At 65.2% G+C, this 17,442-nt stretch carries 15 protein-coding genes and 1 tRNA gene; 13 read left to right on the top strand and 3 right to left on the bottom strand.

Going from position 1 to position 17,442, the window contains the following annotated elements:
* Positions 1-33 precede the first annotated feature (33 nt).
* Positions 34-3,060 carry a ligand-binding sensor domain-containing diguanylate cyclase gene (locus tag ACXU4B_RS04830; protein WP_131408261.1) on the bottom strand — a complete coding sequence of 1,009 codons (3,027 nt, stop codon included), beginning with the start codon at positions 3,058-3,060 and terminating at the stop codon, positions 34-36.
* A gap of 173 nt (positions 3,061-3,233) precedes the next feature.
* On the opposite strand from ACXU4B_RS04830, the gene ACXU4B_RS04825 reads away from it, so the two are divergent.
* The 6 genes from ACXU4B_RS04825 to ACXU4B_RS04800 all read left to right on the top strand — a co-directional run bounded on the left by ACXU4B_RS04825 (position 3,234) and on the right by ACXU4B_RS04800 (position 7,916).
* Positions 3,234-4,589: a replication-associated recombination protein A gene (locus ACXU4B_RS04825; protein ID WP_458910845.1), complete on the top strand. Its 1,356-nt coding sequence runs from the start codon at positions 3,234-3,236 to the stop codon at positions 4,587-4,589.
* A gap of 45 nt (positions 4,590-4,634) precedes the next feature.
* Positions 4,635-5,267, top strand: coding sequence for a 2-hydroxychromene-2-carboxylate isomerase (locus ACXU4B_RS04820; RefSeq protein ID WP_205746522.1), 633 nt, complete (start codon positions 4,635-4,637; stop codon positions 5,265-5,267).
* Positions 5,268-5,358: 91 nt separating this feature from the next.
* A complete protein-coding gene (locus ACXU4B_RS04815; RefSeq protein ID WP_131408257.1) occupies positions 5,359-5,931 on the top strand; it encodes a hypothetical protein in 573 nt (190 codons plus the stop codon).
* A 99-nt stretch (positions 5,932-6,030) separates the two neighbouring features.
* Complete coding sequence (gene serS, locus ACXU4B_RS04810; protein ID WP_131408255.1) at positions 6,031-7,311, top strand: serine--tRNA ligase; 1,281 nt, start codon at positions 6,031-6,033, stop codon at positions 7,309-7,311.
* Between the two features lie 10 nt (positions 7,312-7,321).
* Positions 7,322-7,684: an LrgA gene (locus ACXU4B_RS04805; RefSeq protein WP_131408254.1), complete on the top strand. Its 363-nt coding sequence runs from the start codon at positions 7,322-7,324 to the stop codon at positions 7,682-7,684.
* Between the two features lie 142 nt (positions 7,685-7,826).
* Positions 7,827-7,916: transfer RNA gene (locus ACXU4B_RS04800), tRNA-Ser, on the top strand.
* Positions 7,917-8,204: 288 nt separating this feature from the next.
* On the opposite strand, the gene ACXU4B_RS04795 is transcribed toward ACXU4B_RS04800, so the two are convergent.
* Positions 8,205-10,688 carry an ATP-binding protein gene (locus ACXU4B_RS04795; protein WP_131408252.1) on the bottom strand — a complete coding sequence of 828 codons (2,484 nt, stop codon included), beginning with the start codon at positions 10,686-10,688 and terminating at the stop codon, positions 8,205-8,207.
* 482 nt (positions 10,689-11,170) lie between these two features.
* On the opposite strand from ACXU4B_RS04795, the gene ACXU4B_RS04790 reads away from it, so the two are divergent.
* The 6 genes from ACXU4B_RS04790 (at position 11,171) to ACXU4B_RS04765 (ending at position 15,077) form a co-directional block, all read left to right on the top strand.
* Positions 11,171-11,578, top strand: a complete 408-nt coding sequence (locus ACXU4B_RS04790) for an MAPEG family protein (RefSeq protein WP_131408250.1) — start codon at positions 11,171-11,173, stop codon at positions 11,576-11,578.
* Between the two features lie 419 nt (positions 11,579-11,997).
* Complete coding sequence (locus ACXU4B_RS04785; protein ID WP_240734017.1) at positions 11,998-12,318, top strand: hypothetical protein; 321 nt, start codon at positions 11,998-12,000, stop codon at positions 12,316-12,318.
* A 120-nt stretch (positions 12,319-12,438) separates the two neighbouring features.
* Positions 12,439-13,110 carry a hypothetical protein gene (locus ACXU4B_RS04780; protein WP_131408248.1) on the top strand — a complete coding sequence of 224 codons (672 nt, stop codon included), beginning with the start codon at positions 12,439-12,441 and terminating at the stop codon, positions 13,108-13,110.
* 96 nt (positions 13,111-13,206) lie between these two features.
* Complete coding sequence (locus ACXU4B_RS04775; RefSeq protein WP_165583146.1) at positions 13,207-13,626, top strand: lysozyme inhibitor LprI family protein; 420 nt, start codon at positions 13,207-13,209, stop codon at positions 13,624-13,626.
* 161 nt (positions 13,627-13,787) lie between these two features.
* Positions 13,788-14,534: a DUF4386 domain-containing protein gene (locus tag ACXU4B_RS04770; RefSeq protein ID WP_131408244.1), complete on the top strand. Its 747-nt coding sequence runs from the start codon at positions 13,788-13,790 to the stop codon at positions 14,532-14,534.
* Positions 14,535-14,636: 102 nt separating this feature from the next.
* Positions 14,637-15,077, top strand: a complete 441-nt coding sequence (locus ACXU4B_RS04765; RefSeq protein ID WP_458910844.1) for a hypothetical protein — start codon at positions 14,637-14,639, stop codon at positions 15,075-15,077.
* Between the two features lie 139 nt (positions 15,078-15,216).
* Here the strand turns inward: ACXU4B_RS04765 and ACXU4B_RS04760 are convergent, their stop codons facing one another.
* Positions 15,217-15,894: a VOC family protein gene (locus ACXU4B_RS04760; RefSeq protein ID WP_131408240.1), complete on the bottom strand. Its 678-nt coding sequence runs from the start codon at positions 15,892-15,894 to the stop codon at positions 15,217-15,219.
* A gap of 294 nt (positions 15,895-16,188) precedes the next feature.
* Here ACXU4B_RS04760 and ACXU4B_RS04755 point away from each other — a divergent pair, with 294 nt between their 5' ends.
* Complete coding sequence (locus ACXU4B_RS04755; protein ID WP_131408238.1) at positions 16,189-17,157, top strand: SOS response-associated peptidase family protein; 969 nt, start codon at positions 16,189-16,191, stop codon at positions 17,155-17,157.
* The last annotated feature ends 285 nt before the right edge of the window (positions 17,158-17,442 follow it).

Below are 17,442 nucleotides of genomic sequence, written 5' to 3'. Positions count from 1 at the left end.
CGCGATCGATGGACGCAGCCCCGGCTGCATTCCTCAGGCGGCGGCGACGCAGCGGTTGCGGCCGGAACGTTTGGCCTCGTAGAGCGCATCGTCGGCGCGCGAGAGCCATTGCGAGAGCGATTCGCCTTCGCGCAAGGACGCCACGCCGATGCTGGCGGTGACGCCGATGGAAACACCCTCGTGGATCACCGGGCTGTCGGCCACCGCCAGGCGGATGCGCTCGGCCGCCGCCATGCCCTGTTCCAGCGTGCCGTCCGGCAGGCAGATCACCAGCTCCTCGCCGCCATAGCGGCCGGCCAGGTCGCCGCCGCGGCACTGCTCCAGGAGGGTGGCGCTGACGCTGCGGATCACCGCGTCGCCGGCCAGGTGCCCGTAGGTGTCGTTGATGTGCTTGAAGCGATCCAGGTCGAGCAGGGCGATGCAGGCACTGCCGGCGGCACTGACTTCGCGCACGCCTTCGGCCAGTTCGAGGAAGCGGCGCCGGTTGAACATGCCGGTCAGTTCGTCCGTGCTGGCGAGTTCGTCCAGCCGCCGGTTGGCGGCCAGCAGGTCGCGCGTGTGCATGTCGACCTGGCGCTGCAGCTGGCGGGCCTGGCGGTGCAGGTAGAGCGTGCGCAGCTGCACGAGTCCGAAGATCGCCGCGAGCAGCAACAGCACGGCGCCGATTGCCGCGGCCCGGGTTTCGTACCAGCGTGGCTCGGCCGCCACCCCGAGCGAGGCCTCGATCACGCGTGACTGCATGCCGCGCGTGCGGGCGCGCAGCCGCAAGGTGTAATCGCCGTGGGGCAGGTTGGTGTAGATCGCCGTGGGCAGGCTGCCGCGCGGCACGTCGATCCAGCCTTCGTCGAAGCCATCCATCTGATAGCTGTAGCTGGTTTCCGTCGGCGCCTGGAAGTCGATCAGGGCGAAGTCCACGCGAAGGCTGCGGTTGCGCGGGCCGACCTTCAGTGTTTCGCCGGTCCTGGGGAGTCTGCCGAATGGCATCGGGACGCCGTTGACCACCGCATTGGTGAGGGCCAGCGGCGCGTCGGCGATGCGCGGTGGCTGCCAGTCGGGGCGCACCACGGTCAGCCCGCCGAGGCCGCCGAACAACAGCTCGCCGTCCGGCGCGCGGGCGGCGGCTGCGTAGATGTAGCTGGAGATGCGCAGGCCGTCGCGAATGCCGAGGTTGTGCACGGTGTGCGTGGTGCTGTCGACCATCGAGACGCCGTTGGGCAGGCTCAGCCACGGGTTGCCCACGGCGTCGGACTGCACGGCATTGATGTTGTCGCTGCTCAGGCCCTGGCCGCTGCCGATGCTGCGGAAGCGATACGGCTCGCCGATTTCGTGTGGCTCCAGCATGGCCAGCCCGCCATAGGTGCCCAGCCACACGCCACCTTGCGGATCCGTGGCGATCGAGCTGACCAGATTGTTCGGCAGGCTGGCCGGGTCGCCCGGACGATTGAGCAGGTTGGTGAAGCCGTGGTTCTGCATGGTGTTGGCGGCGATGCTGATGCCGCGGTTGGTGACGTACCAGACCTCGTTGCCGACATAGGCGATGCGCCGCACCGTATCGCTGGCCAGGCTGCCGGGATCATTCGCGTCATGCCCGAAATGCGTGAGCGCGCGGGTGCGTGTGTCATAGCGATAGACGCCGTCGTAAGTGGCGATCTGCAGGTGGTCGCCGTCGACCAGCAGATGCAGCACCGGCTTGTCGTCGAGCGCAGGCACCACCGAGCCCTCGAGCGCCAGCGTGCCCGGGTTCACCCGTACCAGCCCTTGCGTGCCTACCCAGATGCTGCCGTCGCGCGTCTCGGCAAAGGCCTGCACGTCGCGGTGGGTCTGCTCGCCCTGCAGCTGCAGGTGGCGTATGTGTCCGCTGCCGAGATCGATGATGTCGATGCGTCCCGCGCTCATGCCCAGCCAGATGCGCTGGTGGTTGTCGACAAAGATGCCGCGCACGTTGGTGTTGGCCAGCGCGTGGTCGGGATGGGTGGAGGGCAGCACCGCGAAGGCGGTGCGCGCGTTGGGCTGGTAGTGCGCCGCGCCCAGGTCGGTGGCCGTCCAGATGTTGCCGCTGCGGTCCTGCATCAGGGCGCGGACGGAATCGCCGGGCAGCGACGAGGGCACGGCGGTGTCGTGCGAGATCTGCCGCACCGCCGCGTCGCCGGGCGAATAGGCGAGCACGCCGGTACCGTCGGTGCCGATCCACAGCGTGCCCGGCGCGATCTCCAGGAAGTCGCGCACCGTGGGGCGCCGCTCGTGATCGTGCTGGAAGCCGCTGAAGCCGGGGATGGCCTTCCACTGGTGGTCGCTGTCGAGATAGACCGCGCCGGCCTGCGTGCTGCCGACCCACAGGCGCCCCGCGCGGTCCTCGCGGATCGCCCAGATGCCGTCGTCCAGCGCGGTGGCGATGCTGCCTTGCGGTCGCGGTGGCCGGGCGAAGGTGTTCGAGCCGGCGCGGCGCACGAACAGGCCATTGCTGCTGCCCAGCCAGAGGTTGCCGGTACGGTCCTGCAGCACGCTGAAATTGCGCGGCGAGGGGCCGTCACCCGTGGCGACGTGCGCGATGCGGTTGGTGCGCAGGTCCAGGCGGTCCAGGCCGCGGTCGGTGACGATCCACACGCCGACATCGCCGTCGTGCGCCAGCGCGTAGATCTTGCGGTCGAGCGTGCCGGCCGCACCCACGGGATAGTTGTGGAAGCTGTTGTTGAGGGGGTTGAAGCGACTCAGGCCCCCCGCGCTGGTGCCGACCAGCACGCCGCCGTCGGGCAGGGCCAGCAGGCTGCGCACGTAGGCGTCGGGCAGGCCGGTACGGGCGCCTGCCGCCGCGGTGAACAGCTGCATGCGGTAACCGTCATAGCGGACCAGGCCACCCATCGTGCCGATCCACACCAGGCCCCGGTGGTCCTGGGCGATGGAGGTGGTGATGGAGTGGGGCAGCCCGTCGGCGATGCCCAGCCGGTCGAACCAGGGCATCTCGAACGGCGCCCAGGCGTCGTCGGCGCGTGCCGTTCCGGCGCAAGACAGCAGCAGGCAAAGCAAGGGAAACCAGAGGCGGTGGCGGTGCGGTCTGCGCATCCGGCGGCTCACCGGGCGCGTCGGGGCTGGCGCGGCCTGCTGCGCCGAAGGTCAGTCGGGGTGATCCGTCCCTGCGCCTTCCGCTTCATCGCCATGGTATTGGCCTCGCCGCGCGCCTGCTCCGCAGGTAGACACACATCATAGCGGCAGCCAGGCGCTGCCCGGCAACGGGCATGTCCTATCATCACGCCATGTCCTCCCTGATCCCGCCCCAGGGCGCCGGGCTGTTCCCGGAGCCCGACGACCTCAAACCCCTGGCCGAACGCATGCGCCCGCGCACGCTGGACGAGATCGTCGGCCAGCAGCGCGTGATGGCTCCCGGCAAGGCGCTGCGCCGCGCGCTGGAAGCGGGGCGCGTGCATTCCATGGTGCTGTGGGGGCCGCCCGGTTGCGGCAAGACCACGCTGGCCCTGCTCGTGGCGCGCTATGCGGATGCCGACTTCCGCGCGGTGTCGGCCGTGCTTTCGGGCCTGCCCGATGTGCGCAAGGCGCTGGCCGAGGCGGAGGCCAACTTTGCCCAGGGCCGCCGCACCGTGTTGTTCGTGGACGAGGTGCATCGCTTCAACAAGGCCCAGCAGGACGCCTTCCTGCCACACATCGAACGCGGCGTGATCATCTTCGTCGGCGCCACCACGGAAAACCCCTCGTTCGAGCTCAATTCCGCCTTGCTGTCGCGGTGCCGCGTCCACGTGCTGGAGGCGGTCACGCCCGATGACATCGTCATCGCGCTCAAGCGCGCGTTGGGCGACAGCAGCCGTGGCCTCGGCGACATGGCGCTGGAAGTGTCCGACGAGTCGCTGCACCTGATCGCCCGGGCGGCCGATGGCGACGTGCGCCGCGGCCTGACCCTGCTGGAAATCGCCGCCGAGCTGGCCGAAAACCACCGCATCGACGACGCCACCCTGACCCAGGTGCTGGCCGACCGCACGCGTCGCTTCGACAAGGGCGGCGAGCAGTTCTACGACCAGATCTCGGCCCTGCACAAGTCGGTGCGCTCGTCCGATCCCGACGCCGCGGTGTACTGGCTGTGCCGCATGCTCGACGGTGGCGTCGACCCGCTCTACCTGGCCCGCCGCATGACCCGCATGGCGGTGGAGGACGTGGGCCTGGCCGAGCCGCGTGCGTGGCGCATGGCGCTGGATGCCTGGGATACCTATGAGCGGCTGGGCAGCCCCGAGGGCGAACTGGGCCTCGCGCAGCTGGCCATCTGGCTGGCCATCGCGCCCAAGAGCAGCGCGGCCTACCAGGCCTACAACCAGGCGCGTGCCGTGGTGCGCGACACCGGCACGCTCGAAGTGCCCATGCACCTGCGCAACGCGCCGACCAAGCTGATGAAGGGGCTGGGCTACGGCCAGGGCTACCAGTACGACCACGATGCCGAAGGCGGCATCGCGCTCGACCAGCAGTGCCTGCCGGACCAGCTCGACGGCACCGTGTTCTATGAGCCGGTGGACCGCGGGCTGGAACTGAAACTGCGCGAAAAGCTGCTGAGCCTGCGCGAAATGCGGCGCAAGGCGCGCGGCCAGTGATGCCCCCGCGCCCGCGGCCGGCGCGGCTCCATCGTCCGAGGTGATGTGATGACTTTGGTCTGGTACTTCGATTTCATTTCGCCGTTCGCGTGGCTGCAATGGCCCAAGGTGAAGACCCTGACGGCGACCCGGCCGGTGACGCTGCGTCCGATCGTGTTTGCAGGCCTGCTCGAGCGGCTGGGCCACAAGGGGCCGGCCGAGATCCCGGGCAAGCGCGAATTCACCTATCGCCATGCACTGTGGCGTGCACGCCAGTCGGGTCGCGAGTTGCGCTTTCCGCCCGCCCATCCGTTCAATCCGCTCGCGGCGCTGCGCCTGTGCATCGCGGCGGGCAGCAGCGTGGACGCCACCGATGCCATCTTCGACTGGATCTGGGCCCGGGGGCAGGCCGGCGACAGTGCCGAGGCCCTGCGGCCGGTAGCTGCGCGGCTGGGCATTGCCGATCCCGCCGCGGCCATCGCCGAGCCGGCGGTCAAGGCCCAACTCCGCGCCAATTTCGAGGCGGCGGCGGCCGAGGGTGTCTTCGGCGTGCCGACCCTGTCGCTGGATGGCCGGCTGTTCTGGGGTGACGACGCCCATGAATTCGCGCTGGCCTGCCTGCATGACCCGTCGCTGCTCGACGATCCGGAGATGCGCCGGCTGGCCGAACTGCCCGTGGGCGTGTCGCGCAGCGGCTGAGGTGGGCGCCACGCTGCTGCAGTGGCCCTTGCGGGCCGTTGGCGGGCGAGCCTAGATTCTTCGCACCACAGGTTTCGAGGGAGGTCGGGCCATGCGTGTACTCGTAGCAGCACTGATGGGCGGCATCGTGATGTTCCTGTGGGGCGCCATCGCGCACATGGCGCTGGGCCTGGGCGATCCGGGCATCCGGCTGCCTGCGCACGAGGACGCCGTGCTGAGCACCTTGCACGAGGGGCTGGGCGACAAGGCGGGCGTCTATATCCTGCCGTCGATCGACCCCGCCAAGATGCGCGACAAAGAGGTGATGGCCGCTTACGCCACCAAATCCAAGGCGTCGCCGTATGCCTGGGTGGTGTACATGCCGCAGGGCGACGATCTGTCCGACATGAGCCGGCAACTGCCCCGCCAGTGGGCTTCGGACACGCTGTCGGCGCTTGCGCTGGCCTTCGTGATGGGCCTGGCGGCCTTCAGCTTCATGACGCGCCTGGGGATCGCGCTCGCCGCGGCGCTGTTCGCCTGGCTCAGCACCCTGGTGCCGTACTGGAACTGGTATCGCTTTCCCACCGACCTCACCGTCGCGGCCCTGATCGAGCAGGTCATCGGCTGGCTGCTGGCCGGTGTGGTCATGGCCTGGTGGCTCGGGCGCGGCGGCAAGACCGCCTGAGACCGGGCATCGTCGCGGGCCGGGCACGGCCCGCGACATTGCGGCCATTGCGGCCGGGCAGCGATAATCCCGGGCTCCGAGTCAATCCCTGGATCGATCATGCTGGACCCCGCACTGCTGCGCTCGCGCCTGGCCGAAACCGCCGAGCGCCTCAAGGAGACGCGTGGCTTCACGCTCGACGTGGCCGCCATCGAGGCGCTGGAGAGCCAGCGCAAGCAGCTGGCCACCGAGACGCAGGAGCTGCAGAACCTGCGCAACACGCGGTCCAAGGCCATCGGCCAGGCCAAGGCCAAGGGTGAGGATGTCGCGCCGCTGATGGCCGAGGTCGCCGGCATCGGCGACAAGCTCAAGGCCAACGAGCACGCGCTGGCCGAGGTGCAGGCGAAGCTCGCCGATATCGCGCTGAGCCTGCCCAATATCCCGCATGAGTCCGTGCCGCTGGGCCAGGACGAAACCGAGAACGCCGAACAACTGCGCTGGGGTACGCCGCGCACGTTCGACTTCGAGGTGAAGGATCACGTCGACCTCGGCCTCCGCCACGGCTGGCTCGATGCCGACGCCGGCGCCAAACTCTCGGGCACGCGCTTCACCGTACTGCGCGGCCAGCTGGCCCAGCTGCATCGCGCGCTCGCCCAGTTCATGCTCAACCTGCACACGGGCGAGCATGCCTACCTCGAATGCAACGTGCCGCTGATCGTCAATGGCGACACCATGCGCGGCACCGGCCAGCTGCCGAAGTTCGAGGAAGACCTGTTCGCCACCCAGGTCGGCGACAGCACGCGCTACCTCATTCCCACCGCCGAGGTGTCGCTGACCAACCTGGTCGGCGACAGCATCGTCGAAGCCGACGCCCTGCCGATGCGCCTCACCGCGCACTCCATGTGTTTTCGGGCCGAGGCGGGCAGCTACGGCCGCGACACCCGCGGCATGATCCGCCAGCACCAGTTCGAGAAGATCGAAATGGTGCAGATCGCCACGCCCGAGCAGTCGCATGCGCAGCTCGAGGAAATGGTCGGCCACGCGGAAAAGGTGCTGCAGCTGCTTGGCCTGCCGTACCGCAAGGTGCTGCTGTGCACCGGCGACATGGGCTTCGCCGCCATCAAGACCTACGACCTGGAAGTGTGGCTGCCCAGCCAGAACACCTACCGCGAGATCTCCTCGTGCTCCAACTGCGGTGACTTCCAGGCCCGCCGCATGCAGGCGCGCTGGCGCAACCCCGCCACCGGCAAGCCGGAGCTAGCGCATACGCTCAACGGCTCCGGCCTGGCCGTCGGCCGTACCCTGGTCGCCGTGATGGAGAACTACCAGAACGCGGACGGCTCGATCACCGTGCCCGAGGTGCTGCGCCCGTACATGCGCAACCTCGAGCAGATCGCCTGAGGTCGCCGCCATGGGCACCCAGCGCTGGGACAAGGTTGAACTCACCGCCAGCTACACGCTGCTGACGATCCTTGCCACCGAACTGCTGACGCGGCTGGGGCTGTTCACCATGTTCCCGCTGCCCCCGGTGGACATGGTGCTGTCCGTGATCGCCACCGTGCTGGTGATCGGCGCCTTCTGGTTCGCCCGCCACAGCCGCCGGGCCCGCTTCTGGATCATCGGCTTCGCCGCCGCCACCCAACTGGTACCGATGGTGGTCCGCCAGCCGGTCCTGCTGCTACCCCTGCTAGGCGCCGCGATCCCCGTGGGCATCATGCTATGGGCGATGCTGGCGCTGGCCAGGAAAGGGCAGGGATCGGCACGCCATTCCTGATAGGATGTCGCCCCGACAACGATGAGCCCCCTGTGGCCCGTCGTTCCCGCGAAAGCGGGAATCCAGTGCCTCCGGTGCGGACGATGCCCGGAATCAAACTGCCGTAGTGGCGCGCAGCGCGCGCCTGCCGCGGAGACAAATCGGAGAGATGGCCGAGTGGTTTAAGGCAGCAGTCTTGAAAACTGCCGTAGGTGTAAGCCTACCGTGGGTTCGAATCCCACTCTCTCCGCCAGAAACGCAAAGCGCCCCTATGGGGCGTTTTGCGTTTCTGATGGACAAACTGGGTAAGAACCCACCCGGTTCGACAAATTTGTCGGGAGCTTGTTGGACAGCCGCAGGCTGGCCCCGCAGCGCGTAGCGTGGAGGGGTTGGGTGCATGGATGCACCCGACCATCCGACTCTCTTCGCCAAGAGAATGAAGCGTCAGAGGGGAAAATGACTCTGACCCCTTTGTTCTGGGTGGTTGCGATCCGCCATGAGCCTGCGGCCCGGAAGGTGAGCTTTCCCTGGCCCGCCGATGTCAACCGGATGCCAGCTTGTCCAGCGCGTAGCGTGCCTCGGCTGCAATCTGCTCGATGCGCGTGCAGGCACCGTCGTTCCGCAGCGACTCCATGGATGGTCCGAGCGCATTGCGCACTGTTCGCTCAGCCACCGCTTGCGCCTTGCGCCACTGTGGCATTAGCGGCCCGGAGGTCAATGTGCGCACGCGGGAAGCAGCACCCAGGAATCGTGCCGCCTGACGTACCTCACCACACTCACCCAACAGGTAGGCTGCACCTTCGACGCAACTGGCTACCCCACGCCAGTGTTCCAGTGCAGCGAAGACGTCAATGCAAGTCAGCCAGTCTTCCGCCGCTCCTCGCTGCTGACCCAGATAGTGGCGCTGCAAGGCACGGTTGACCAGCACATACACCGATTGATACTTGCCATAGCCGGGAACGGATACCGCCTCGAACGCCTCACTGAGGCAGGCCTCTGCTTCACCATGGCACTCATCCAAGGCCAATGCTACGCCACGCGCCAGCAAGGCCATGGAGCGCAGCCACGCATCGCCTTCTGCATCCGCCATCGCCAGCGCCAAGTCTGCGTTGCTATTCGCCCCGGCGGAGTCCCCCGAGGTTGCCAGCTCAATGGCCAGGACGGCTTGGCCTGCCGCGGCCAAACGCGGATCTCCGGCATGCCGTGCCACCTTGATGCCCTCGCTGAGCAGTTCCTTTGCGCGGTCGTGTTGTTGGGACTGGTGGTACATGATTCCGCACGCGATCAGGGCCCGGGCACGCTCCCGCGTTGGCGCCTCTTTCGCGCGCAAAGCCAGATCGAGCCATTGCGCGGATTCATCGTAGTTGGCGCACATTCTGAAGTACCAACAAAGGTTGCCGCTCAAGGCCAAGGCGTCCTCGGCGTTTTCTGGCTTCGACAGGGCGTAGTCGAGCGCCGCATGCAAGTTCGCCCAGTCGCGCCTGATTCGATCACGCCACTGTTGCTCACAATCCCCCCATATCTCCGCATCGGCGCGATAGGAGAGATGCACGAAATGGGCGAGATGCGCACTGCGCATGCTTGCTTCATTGCCACTCTCCGCCAGTTTTTCCAGGGCGAATAGCCTTACGCTATCCAGCAGTCGGTAGCTCGGAGGGCGGGTTGTAGGGTCAGCTACCAGCAGTGATTTATCGACCAGTGCACCGAGCACGTCCATGACCTGCTCATCGTCCAGCTTGACCACTGCACCCACCGCGTTGGCGCCTCTGAGCGTGCAGGTTCCGACAAAAACCGCCAGGCCACAGAGCAATGAGCGTTCGCTATCTGAAAGTAGCGAAAAACTCCATTCAATCAACGCGTGGAGGGTCTGATGGTGGGCTGGGCGGCGTGGGCAGGTCTCGGCCAGACTGAGAAGATGGGCGTCCATTCGACTTAGCAGCTGCTCCGGACTGAGCAAGCGCAGTCGAGCCGCCGCAATCTCAAGAGCGAGGGGCACGCCATCCAGTTGGCGACACATCCGGGCGACAACGGATCCATTTGCCGGCGTCAATGCAAACTTCGATGCGAACGCGCGAACGCGTGCCAACAGCAATTCGACGGCTGGCACTTTGGACAAGCGCGCGATGTCGTCGTCCGTGACCCATGTTTCCGCAGGTGGTACGGCTAATGGCGGCAGCCAGTACACGATCTCGCCGGGGCAATTCAGGCGGTGCTGGCTGGTAACCAGCACCCGCAGCTCCGCGCTCGATGCCAGTAAAGCGGAGATGATTGCGCCCACCGGTCCCGCAATCCGTTCGCAGTTATCAAACACCAGCAATGCGTGCCGGGTACGCAGCAATTCACTCAGGCGCTCAATCAAATCGTCTACACCTGCGGCCATGCGTACATCAAACAAGCCGGCAAGCCAGTGCGACAAACCCTCGCCGTCGGCATGCGTGGTGCAATCGAGCCACCATACCCCGTCGGTGAAATCTTCGGCGCTCTGTCTGGCCACTTCCAACGCGGCCTGCGTCTTGCCGATACCTCCCGAGCCGGCAATAGTTACCAGGCGAGCATCGCGAAGAAGTTGCTTGATTTGCTGCAGGTCTGCGTCGCGCCCGATCAAAGGGGTTAGGCGCTCCGGAAGACGAACTCGTGCCGGTGGAGCGACGCAATGCGCGGACGCCGCTTCAGATGGCTGGCCTTTCAGGGTGGCGATGAAGCGGTAGCCCAGCCCGTACACGGTCTGGATGTAGCGCGGCTGGCTGCAGTCGTCCGCCAGGGCGTGGCGCAATTGAGCTATGACGCGACTAAGTGTAGAGGGCGTAACGTAACTGTGACCCCATACGGCATCCAGCAGGTCATCGCGGCTGAGCAATTGGCCAGGATGCGCCAGTAACTCCACCAGGACCGCAAAGGCTTTCGGCTCCACATTGACTTCACATCCGTCGCGCACCAGCCTGTGGGCCCACACGTCGACCACGACATCCGCAAACGCAAACGCGGAAGCTTTCGCTGGACTTGCCGAGTAGCTAGCGCTGCCCATGTCCAAGCACACCTCTTTGGACGTGGCCAAGGCATTCCGTGCCGAGTCGAATCTCGATGTTTCGTCACCGATTCATCAACGAGCTACTTCAAAAATAGTGTCAGGGACAATTTCATGGGTTCGTTCGACCGGACTTGCCGAAATGGAACCCGGCACCTTTTCTCTCGTCTGCATGAGTTACCGGTGGGAGAAATCGCTTGATCCGTATTTCAAATAACAGGAAACGGCCAGAAATCCGGCCATGAGCCGGACCGACCGGGGCATGGGCGATGGCACCGATCAGGCATCCAAGATGACTCGGGTGCGCACACCGGATCCGCCCACGGCCCGAGACTTGGGTCGGAAGCGGACCTTTCAAAATCTGCTCTATTAGGCGCACGCTTTCTCAACGCGTAAAAATGGGGTCAGAGTGACTTTGTGGTCCGAAAGTGTCTCTGGCCCCTTTGTATGTCATCCGATTCGGCATGCAGGAGAGTTGATCGATGAGCACATCTGCCTTGGTTTTGACACTCTTCATCGCATGGGCGCTCTACTTGCTTGTGCTCATGGAGGCCATTCGCTCTTATCTGGTCGTCTCCGGGCGTGCCAGATCCAATGAGTTCAAGCCTGACAACGCGAACCTCTCGCCGTTTTTGCAACGACTGGCGCGGGCACATGCCAACTGCATCGAGAGCCTTCCTGTCATGGGCGGCCTTCTTCTTGTGGCCATCGCGACCAGTCGTACCGAGGTCACTGACACGCTGGCTCCGTGGCTCCTGATTGCCCGCATTGCCCAGTCAATGACTCATCTCGCCTCCTTGAGTGTCATCGCGGTCAACACGCGTTTTGCCTTCTTTGCCGTACAGCTGGCGATTGCGGTCTACTGGACGTGGGCCCTGCTTGCACGCTAGGCCGTGCGTTCGCATGCCGGGGAGGTCCGCTTCCGCCCCGGAGCGGACATTGCGATACTTGCCCAGGGACTTGTGAAGGGGCGACATGGGGATGGCGCGGGAATGGAACCTGAGTTGGCGATTGCGGCTGGGTATCGTGTGCCTTGCAGTTGCCTACCTGCTGGTTGCCTGGTTCTGGAGCGAGCACCACAGGTCCATCATGTCTTCCGCCTATGACTGCGCGGCGATGTTCTTGATCCTGGCGCTTGTTCCGCGGCGGACGCGTTTATGGGTCGCAGTTTGCGTTGCGCTTGGCGTGCCATTGCTCGTGCGACTTGCGTTGGACTCATTCCATCTATCCCAGTAGGCGTTGGGTACGGGTGTCCGCTGCCGACCCGCAGCGGACACCGACTCGCACAAGAATCACCACGCCGGGGGGCATGCAGATGATTCATCGGTTGATCGGCAGTGCCGTTGTCGTGGCCTGGCTCTGGCTGACGTTCCATCTGGGCCTGCTTATCCCCAATCTGGATGCGGCGGCTTCGTCGAGCGTCTACCGGGCGGGGAGTGGGGCCATGTATGTCCTGGGCCTGCCGGTGGCAGCGGCGGCCCTGTTGATCTATCCGGAATACTTTGTCGATCGATTCAGTCCTGTCTCGGGCTTGACCGGTGAACCTCTGCTGGGCGTCGGCGTCTGGCGACTCCTTGGCTATGTGGCCCTGCTGATAAGTTGGGGTCTGCTGGAGCTGTTCCGGGCATAGTGCGCCGGGATCGGACGACGGGCAGCCATAGGCATGCCCGGCCGCTATCGAACCCGGACGGACACCGTCTGGCTTACGGGTAAGCTTGGGAAGGAGTCGATCCGGTACAGGGGATGTTTCATGCGGGCGACGATGACTGGGCTGGCGTTCCTGCTGGCAGGGATGGGCATGGCGGCCATGGCCCAGGTGGGGCCGACCGCTTCGGGCAGCGACCTCCATGCGCGCGACACCTATTTCCGGGCGTCGTGGAAATCCACCTGCTCGGTTCCGGGCGGTCCTTCGAGCATCGCGTTCACCTCGGCTGGCGGGGATGCCACCGAGGACGATATGCAGGTGGTTGCGTCGTGGCCGGACGGGTCGACGACCCATCTGGGATTGACGCCGGGGCTCTTTCCGCAGTCCAGCGGGTTTGCCGGCGGAAGTGGTGGCTGCGAGGGGATCGGGGTGACGCTGCCACGGCAGGATCAGATGCTGCTCTGGATTGAGCGTGACGAGAGACCAGCCAGGTCCCGCATGGCGCTGGTCTTGCTCGACACAAGCCAGCGTCGCGTGCTTGATGTGGTAAATGACGCGGGTAACGAACTGTGGGGCGACGAACCTTGCTTGTCCAAAGCGCAACCCGGCCTTTACGAGGCCGTACTTGTCGGCGCCTACCAGGATCGCGGCCCGACCGCGGAGCCTCTGCCGCTACCGCGCATCATGCGCATTGAAGTCATTGGCAACCGGCTGAGACTGACCTGGGGTGACTGGCTGACAAGGTCGCACAGGAAAGGCAAGTGCTTCGATGCATAGTGGCGGGACGATCCATCCGCTGTAGCGTCCGTTTTCGATCCCGTACCGACATCAATGACTTGGATCGATCATGCCCCGATGGCTCAGGAGAAGTCCGTGTTGCTTGCCACCGCTTTGCTGCTGTTGGGAATGGAAGGATCGATGACAGCGGGCCCGACCGTGGCTTCCGTCATCGGTGATTGCTGGAAGGGCCGCAACCATGCAGGCATGAGTGCCTGCGTTGAGGCTCGCGCGAAGAAGGCCCAGAAAGACCTGGCCCGGGCGGAAAACGTCGCCAGCGACGCTATCCAGGCATCAGCGGACGAGCCACCGGGCTTCCCCCCATACCGGAAGGAGGCCTTGGCCAGGCTCCAGCGTGCATCCCGCGACTTCTCGCAGTATGTGGCCAGCGAGTGCGCCTACCAAGCATCCCTTGCCGGCAAGGGTAATGGCGCCGAGGATGTCCGGCTGGCCTGTGTCGCCGTGCTGGACGAGGCGCGCGCCGCGCTCATGAGCACCGCCCGTCCCGTTCCATAGACGTCATTCGACAGTGTTTGCTTTCGACCACAAGCGGGTACGCTCGACTCTCACGCTCTCGATAGAGCCCATGGCGTTCTCGTGAGTGATGGCCACCGCCGTCGCCTTCACGAGGAGGCGACGGATGGCGAACCACATCTGCCAACCAAGGAAGTAGTGCAATGAGAACGATCGAGACCTCGCCACAACTGTATGCGCGAACCGGTGGCTTGCTGTACCTGCTGATCATCCTGTTTGGCGGCTTTGCCGAGGGGTTCGTGATGAACAAGCTGGTGGTGGCCGGCGATGCTGCAGCGACGGCCCAGCACATCCTGGCTGCGCCGGGGCTCTGGAACCTCAGTGTCGCCGGCAATCTGCTCGTGCCGGTATTTGCCGTGGCGCAGGCATGGATCTTCTATCTGTTGCTGAGGCCGGTGAACAAGCAACTCGTTTTGCTCTCCGTGTTCTTCATGCTGGTATCCCTGTCCGTGGAGGCCGTCAGCAAGTTGTTCCTGCTTGCCGTCATGCCCATCCTGGCAGGCGGCAATCACCCGGCGGCGTTCGATCCCCTGCAGGCGCAGGCCCTGGCGCATCTATCGCTGATCATGCATGACATCGCGTTCAACATCGCCCTGATTTTCTTTGGCTTCGGCTGCCTGGTGGATGGCTATCTGATTTTCAGATCGGGCTACCTCCCCAGGCTGATCGGACTGCTGATGCAGCTTGCCGGCCTGTGCTACCTGGCCGCCTGCCTGGCCGCGCTGCTTGCCCCGGCCTTCGCCGATGTGATCACGCCCGCCATCCTGGTTCCGTCGCTCGTCGGCGAGGCGTCGTTGTGCCTGTGGCTGTTGATCAAGGGCGTCAATGTCGCGAAGTGGAACGAGCGCACGAGCATGGCGAAGGCGAGCGAGGCCCTGGCCTTGATATAGGAACGCCCGGTGGACGCGGACAAAGTCGTCTGCCCCAGGCGATCCGCTCGGGAATCGTCTTTGGTTGATCACTGCAAATGAATGACAGGGGAGGTTAGTTCGATGACTTTGAGCGTGAAAAGCATCTTCCAGAAAGATGGCAGGCATGAAGGCGTGCGTCGCATCCATGTTTACCTGCTGCGACTGGTCTACATCCTGATGTTCTTCGTGCTCGGCAAGGACACGTGGACACATATCCTCGTCCATGAGGGCCCCTGGGAGCCCAATGACGCGATGGCATGGTGTGTGTGGACCGCGTTTGCGACGCTCGCGGCGCTGGGCATCATCCGTCCCCTCAAGATGCTGCCGATCCTGCTGCTGGAAATATTCTACAAAGTGCTGTGGCTGATCCTCGTGGCGTATCCCCTGTGGTCGACGAACAGCCTGGCCGGCTCTCCGTCCGAGGGCATGACCATGGCCTTCCTGTGGGTGCTGTTGCCAATACTCGTCGTGCCCTGGGGGTATGTCGTTGCGACTTACATTTACCGGCCGAAGGCGGGCTGAGCAGCCGCTGGACGCCCGGTCGATGGGGGCCTGATGTGGCGCATCGCCCATGTCCGCTGTCTACCCGAAGCGGGCATGGCGATGCCGTTCGTGCCAGGGGGCGCGGCGCCCCGGATGAGCTCGCCATCGGCGACGGACCTCACAAGGGCAAGTCCTTGCCCGCCTGCTCGCTGATGAGGTACTCGGCGTACCAGTCCGGCCAGTTCTCGTCGCGTTGGCCCCCCATCCGCTTCTCATGCTCGCCGTGCGCGGTCTCCGCCCGTCGCAGCGCAGCGGCGAGCTCTTTCGTCGAGGTGAAGCTGGTGAAGTCGGTCTCCACGCGACCCGGCGCACGATGGGTGATCTCCTGGAACAGCCAGCCATTGCCGTCCGGATCGCTGAACGAGGCGAACGAGCGGTAGCTGCCGCGCTCGGGATGCGGGCCGCTGATCCGGACCCGCCCGAACAGATAGGGTTCGTCGGGCCCGGCGTAAACGCCGGCGCCGTCGTGGAACACTTCGCTGATCGCCACGCCGCGACTGAGCAGGTCCTTTCGTGCCGCCTCGAGGTCGGAGACGATCAGGTACAGGCCCTGGGCCGAACCGGGCGCGGCCGCCGTCACGTTCTTGCCGAAGATGACCGAGCAGCCGGAGCCGGGAGGCGTGAACTGGATGACGCGGAAGTAGCCGTCATCAGAGGGGTAATCAGCATCCAGCCGCCAGCCAAGGTCGCCGTAAAAGCGCTTGGCGCGATCGACGTCCGACACCGGGATGACGACGATCTCCAGCTTCATGTCCATACCCCGCGAGGGCGGGGTCTCGGCGGCAGGGCTGCTCATGGGAACCTCCGACAGCTTGGGCCGCAATGCGGCCTCTGGCAATGACCACTACAAGAGATGACGCGCAATACCGGGGCGTTCGCGCCAACCGGAAGAGTGTGGCGCAAACGAGATGAAGCGGTCGTCGTCGCGGGGGCAGGGCAGGCGGGGAATCAGCGGATGCCAGGGGTCGCGCGTGCATCAGACGCCGCTGGCCGGACACTCGTAGAATGACTCGCCCAGCGTCCTTTCAGGCGGGATGGAAGGCATGGCAGGTCGGGTGCACTGATGCGTGTTCGTCGATGGGAGGTTGCCATGTGCTACAGCGCCGAGATCAAGGCCGACTACAAGCTCTTCGTCCGCATCTACGGAGCCGTCATCAGCATCAAGCGCTTTACCGAGTTGTTCTGGGAAAAGCGGGAAGACGGCGGATGGACCAAGATTCCCAAGGCGATGCGCGATGCCTTCCGCCAACCCGAAAGCGAGCAAGGATTTGAGCTGGCCAAGCTGGTCGCCGAGGCGGACCGCGAGCAGGGCGTCGCGTATCAGGCGGAGCTGGACGCACAGGCTGAACGCCTGGGCAAGGCCGAGCAGGTGCTGGCCGGTCCCAGGCCGACCAGGAAGGCCGCCGACGACCAGCGCATCGCCACCAACAAGATCAAGGCTGCCCGGCGCAGTCTCGATGACCTCCTCCGGCGTGAGCCCGAGACGAAGGATTCACGCATCTATCCGGGCAACTACGCGCCCGTGATGATCGTGAAGGACGGTCAGCGCGTCGTGGTGCCCATGCGCTATCAGTGTCGCTTGCCGGGCTGGAATGAAAAGACCGAGCGGCAGTACCCCGGAACCTATAACGCGCGCCGCGACAATCTCGAAAAGACCTGGGGAAAGCTGTTTGGCCATCGTCACGGCATCATGATCGTGACGCGGTTTTACGAGAACGTGTCCCGGCACAAGATGGAGGGCAGGGAACTGGCGCCCGGCGAAAAGGAAGAAAACGTCGTGCTGGAATTCGACCCCCAGCCGCCCCAGGACATGCTGGTGGCGTGCCTGTGGAACCTGTCACCCGGCGGCGACCATGGCACGGACCTGTTTTCCTTCGCGGCCATCACGGACGAACCACCGCCTGAAGTGATCGCAGCCGGCCATGACCGCTGCATCGTGCCGATCAAGCCCGAGTACCTCGACGCCTGGCTCAACCCCGACCCGGACGATCTGGCCGGGCTGTACCGGATTTTCGACGATCGGGCGCGCCCGTATTACGAGCATCGCCTCGCTGCATGAAGGGACCCGGGAAGCCCGTGCACGGTGCCCGTCGTTTCCAGGCATCAAGTTCCTCGCCCCTCTGCCGATACGCGCTTGTTACTGACACTCGCCGGCTGCGCCAGGTGAGGAACGCAACAACGCGCCAGTGCACCGTCCGCTGAATCTGAGATGCAGCGCATGCTTTTCAGCGATGTAACCCAACCGCGGTAGCAATGGCGCGTGCCGGTATGTTCTCGTGTTGGGTGGCGCGGATCCGTTCGCATGGTTGTGCATGCGGGCAACACCGAGTGCGCCGACACCCAC

This window comes from Dyella soli (assembly GCF_054482295.1).
This window is presented reverse-complemented; position numbering and strand designations above follow the sequence as displayed.

Bases quoted from the DNA above. Each gene is read 5' to 3' on its own strand.
- ACXU4B_RS04830 (WP_131408261.1), bottom strand. From the start codon at position 3,060: ATGCGCAGACCGCACCGCCACCGCCTCTGGTTTCCCTTGCTTTGCCTG.
- ACXU4B_RS04825 (WP_458910845.1), top strand. From the start codon at position 3,234: ATGTCCTATCATCACGCCATGTCCTCCCTGATCCCGCCCCAGGGCGCC.
- ACXU4B_RS04815 (WP_131408257.1), top strand. From the start codon at position 5,359: ATGCGTGTACTCGTAGCAGCACTGATGGGCGGCATCGTGATGTTCCTG.
- serS (WP_131408255.1), top strand. From the start codon at position 6,031: ATGCTGGACCCCGCACTGCTGCGCTCGCGCCTGGCCGAAACCGCCGAG.
- ACXU4B_RS04805 (WP_131408254.1), top strand. From the start codon at position 7,322: ATGGGCACCCAGCGCTGGGACAAGGTTGAACTCACCGCCAGCTACACG.
- ACXU4B_RS04795 (WP_131408252.1), bottom strand. From the start codon at position 10,688: ATGGGCAGCGCTAGCTACTCGGCAAGTCCAGCGAAAGCTTCCGCGTTT.
- ACXU4B_RS04790 (WP_131408250.1), top strand. From the start codon at position 11,171: ATGAGCACATCTGCCTTGGTTTTGACACTCTTCATCGCATGGGCGCTC.
- ACXU4B_RS04785 (WP_240734017.1), top strand. From the start codon at position 11,998: ATGCAGATGATTCATCGGTTGATCGGCAGTGCCGTTGTCGTGGCCTGG.
- ACXU4B_RS04780 (WP_131408248.1), top strand. From the start codon at position 12,439: ATGCGGGCGACGATGACTGGGCTGGCGTTCCTGCTGGCAGGGATGGGC.
- ACXU4B_RS04770 (WP_131408244.1), top strand. From the start codon at position 13,788: ATGAGAACGATCGAGACCTCGCCACAACTGTATGCGCGAACCGGTGGC.
- ACXU4B_RS04765 (WP_458910844.1), top strand. From the start codon at position 14,637: ATGACTTTGAGCGTGAAAAGCATCTTCCAGAAAGATGGCAGGCATGAA.
- ACXU4B_RS04760 (WP_131408240.1), bottom strand. From the start codon at position 15,894: ATGAGCAGCCCTGCCGCCGAGACCCCGCCCTCGCGGGGTATGGACATG.
- ACXU4B_RS04755 (WP_131408238.1), top strand. From the start codon at position 16,189: ATGTGCTACAGCGCCGAGATCAAGGCCGACTACAAGCTCTTCGTCCGC.